The sequence below is a fragment of the Caulobacter sp. GW456-12-1-14-TSB4 genome, from assembly GCF_059424195.1.
The window spans coordinates 1-3,148 of record NZ_JBWKZF010000054.1 but is presented as its reverse complement, the minus strand read 5'-3'; the positions used below and the strand labels follow the sequence as shown (position 1 = coordinate 3,148).

Genomic DNA, 3,148 nt, shown 5'->3' with positions numbered 1-3,148 from the left:
CCCCCCCCCCCCCCCCCCCCCCCCCCCCCCCCCCCCCCCCCCCCCCCCCCCCCCCTCGCCGGCCTATGCCGCGCTGCCCCCTCAGTCGCTCCGCGACAGCTCCCCCAGCGGGGGAGCATCTACGGCCGCTTGCCTATTGTACGATCGTATAGCAACCTCTCCTCCTACTCTGGGGAGAGCGACACCATGGCCGAGACCACCACCCGCGACGCCGTGATCATCGGCGGCGGCCACAACGGCCTGGTCTGCGCCTTCTACCTGGCCAAGGCCGGGCTGAAGGTCACGGTCTGTGAGGCGCGCGGCGTGGTCGGCGGGGCGGCGGTGACCGAGGAATTCCACCCCGGCTTCCGCAACTCGGTGGCCAGCTACACGGTCAGCCTGCTGAACCCGCGCGTCATCGCCGACATGGGTCTGCACGGCTATGGCCTGACGTTCCTGGAACGGCCGATCTCCAACTTCCTGCCGATCAGCGACGACAAGTACCTGAAACTGGGCGGCGGGCTGGAGCGCACCCAGGAACAGTTCCGCAAGTTCAGCTATCGCGACGCCGAGGTGCTGCCGGCCTACTACGCCATGCTGGACGAGATCGGCGATGTGCTGCGCGAATTCGCCCAGGAGACGCCGCCGAACCTGGGCGACGGCCTGCCGGGGATGCTGCGGGCCCTGCGCCAGGGCGGGCGCCTGGCCATGCTGTCGCGCCAGCGCAAGCGCGACCTGCTGGACCTGTTCACCAAGAGCGCCCGCGACGTGCTGGACAGCTGGTTCGAGAGCGACGCGGTCAAGGCCGCCTTCGGCTTCGACGCCGTGGTCGGCAACTTCGCCAGCCCCGATACGCCCGGCTCGGCCTATGTGCTGCTGCACCACACCTTCGGCGAGGTGAACGGCAAGAAGGGCGCCTGGGGCCACGCGGTCGGCGGCATGGGCTCGATCACCCAGGCCATGGGCAAGGCCTGCGAGGCGGCGGGCGTCGAGATCCTGCTCAACGCGCCGGTCGAGGGCGTCCATGTCGATGGCGCGAAAGCCGTGGGCGTGCAGCTGGTCGATGGCCGCCAGATCATGGCTCCGATCGTCAGCGCCAACGTCAATCCGTCGCTGCTCTACAAGAAGCTGGTGCCGCCCTCGGCCCTGACCGCGGACTTCCGCAAGACGGTCGATGGCTACAAGAACGGCTCGGGCACCTTCCGGATGAACGTGGCGCTGTCGGAGCTGCCGTCGTTCACGTCCCTGCCTGGCAAGGACGCCGCCGAGCACCATCAGTCGGGCATCGTGATCGCCCCCAGCCTGGACTACATGGACGCCGCTTATCGCGACGCCAAGGGCGAGGGCATCAGCAAGGCCCCGATCGTCGAGATGCTGATCCCTTCGACCATCGACACCTCGCTGGCCCCGCCCGGACAGCACGTGGCCAGCCTGTTCTGCCAGCAGTTCGCGCCGGAGCTGCCGAACGGCGCCTCGTGGGACGATGTCCGCGAGTCGGCCGCCGACCTGATCATCGCCACGGTCGAGAAATGGGCCCCCGGCTTCAAGGCCTCGGTGCTGGGCCGCACGATCCTGTCGCCGCTGGACCTGGAGCGGAAGTTCGGCCTGATCGGCGGCGACATCATGCACGGCCACATGTCGCTGGATCAGCTGTGGGCCACCCGCCCGTTCCTGGGCCACGCCAGCCATCGCGCGCCGATCAAGGGCCTCTACATGTGCGGGGCTGGCACGCACCCCGGCGGCGGCGTCTCGGGCAATCCGGGCCGCAACGCCGCCCGCGAAATCCTGCGCGACAAGGACTTCGCCACGGCGATCAAGCTGTCGGTGGCAGGGCGGTGAGCATGCGGCAGGCTCAGCACTGGCCCCCACCTGGCCTCGCTGCGCGAGGCCTGTCCGCCCCCAAGCGGGGCGGAGAAGGAGCTCTCCTCCCCCTCTTGGGGGAGGGGGACCGCCGAACGGCGGTGGAGGGGGCCTGGTCATGACGCAGATCTCCAACGAAGACCCGCAGGCGGATTGGGGCCTGCCCGGCTGGATCTATGGCTCCGAGCGGTTCTTCCGCGAGGAGCAGGACAAGATCTTCCGCCCGTCGTGGCAGATCGTCTGTCACCTGAACGATATCCCCAAGGCCGGCGACTTCCACACCTTCGACTTCGTGGGCGAGAGCCTGGTGGTGCTGCGCGGCAAGGACGGCGGCGTGCGGGCGTTTGCGAACGTCTGCCGCCACCGGGGCGCGCGGCTGCTGGACGGTCCCGTCGGCCGTTGTAGCAGCCGGATCGTCTGCCCCTATCACGCCTGGACCTACGACCTGGAAGGCCGGCTGATCGGCGTGCCGATGCGCGACGACTACCCGGCGTTGGACATGGCCAAGGAAGGCCTGGCCAGGATCGAGACCGAGATCTGGCGCGGCTTCGTCTTCGTGCGGATCGAGGGGGACGGTCCCAGCGTCGCGACCATGATGGCCCCCTACGAGGACGAGGTCGCCCACTACCGCTTCGAGGACCTTCAGCCGTTCGGCCGCGTCACCCTGCGGCCGCGCGAGGTCAACTGGAAGAACATCAGCGACAACTATTCGGACGGCCTGCACATCCCCGTCGCCCACCCCGGCCTGACCCGGCTGTTCGGCAAGGGCTACGGCGTCGAGGCCAAGACCTTCGTCGACAAGATGTGGGGTCAGCTGATCGACGAGCCGTCGGAAAGCCCGTCCGAGCGCCTGTACCAGGACCTGCTGCCGGACGTCCCGCACCTGCCGGACGACCGCAAGCGGCTGTGGACCTATTTCAAGCTCTGGCCGAACTTCGCCTTCGACATCTATCCGGACCAGGTGGACTTCATGCAGTTCATCCCGGTCTCGGCCGAAAAGACCATGATCCGCGAGATCGCCTACGCCCTGCCCGATGAGCGGCGGGAGATGAAGGCGGCGCGGTACCTCAACTGGCGCATCAACCGGCAGGTCAATGCCGAGGACACCGAGCTGGTGGCGCGGGTGCAGCAGGGCATGGCGTCACGGACGTTCACGGCGGGACCGCTGGCGACGAGTGAGGTCAGCTTGCGGAGCTTCGGCCGGAAGATGCGGGCGCTGATCCCGGAGAGCCGGATGACAAGGCCGCCGGAGGGGTGGTGAGGATTGCTCATAGCTCCCTTCCCCCTCGATGGGGGAAGGGTCGGGGAT

At 68.6% G+C, this 3,148-nt stretch carries 2 protein-coding genes; both read left to right on the top strand.

From position 1 onward, the window contains the following. Positions 1-186: 186 nt before the first annotated feature. On the top strand, positions 187-1,818 hold the full coding sequence (locus tag AC07YH_RS25970) for a phytoene desaturase family protein (protein ID WP_494749781.1): 1,632 nt from the start codon (positions 187-189) through the stop codon (positions 1,816-1,818). 139 nt (positions 1,819-1,957) lie between these two features. Then, positions 1,958-3,100, top strand: coding sequence for an aromatic ring-hydroxylating oxygenase subunit alpha (locus AC07YH_RS25965; RefSeq protein ID WP_494749780.1), 1,143 nt, complete (start codon positions 1,958-1,960; stop codon positions 3,098-3,100). Positions 3,101-3,148: the final 48 nt, after the last annotated feature.